Raw genomic sequence first — 582 nt, forward strand, 5'->3', positions numbered from 1 at the left:
CCGGACCTGACGGTGGACGACCCGGACGGCGCGGGCACCCTCGTCCTCGGCTGGGGCTCCACCTACGGACCGATCACCGCCGCCGTCCGCCCGATCCGCAAGGAGGGCGGCCGGATCGCCCAGGCCCACCTGCGCCACCTCAACCCCTTCCCTCACAACCTCGGTGAGGTTCTCGCCCGATACGAGCGGGTCGTCGTACCCGAGATGAACATGGGACAGCTGGCGGCACTTCTGCGTGCCAAGTACCTGGTGGACGTGGTGTCGTGCACGCAGATCAATGGCATGCCGTTCAAGGCGGAGCAACTGGCCCGCGCGCTGGAGGAGGCATCCCGTGGCAACTGAACTCAGGCTCACCGCCAAGGACTTCAAGGCCGATCAGGAAGTGCGCTGGTGCCCGGGCTGCGGCGACTACGCCATCCTGGCCGCCGTGCAGGGCTTCATGCCGGAACTGGGTGTGGCGCGGGAGAACATCGTCTTCGTCTCCGGCATCGGCTGCTCCTCCCGGTTCCCGTACTACATGAACACCTACGGGATGCACTCCATCCACGGCCGCGCCCCCGCCATCGCCACGGGTCTGGCCAG

The 582-nt window shown here is 67.9% G+C and carries 2 pseudogenes; both read left to right on the plus strand.

The features are described from left to right. Positions 1-342, plus strand: a pseudogene (locus ACPXCS_RS39655) (2-oxoacid:acceptor oxidoreductase subunit alpha); the annotation flags it as partial. Beyond that, positions 332-582, plus strand: a pseudogene (locus tag ACPXCS_RS39660) (2-oxoacid:ferredoxin oxidoreductase subunit beta); the annotation flags it as partial. The pseudogenes ACPXCS_RS39655 and ACPXCS_RS39660, both read left to right, overlap by 11 nt.

Origin of the sequence: Streptomyces sp. DT190, assembly GCF_049846985.1 — a bacterium.
GTDB lineage: Bacteria > Actinomycetota > Actinomycetes > Streptomycetales > Streptomycetaceae > Streptomyces.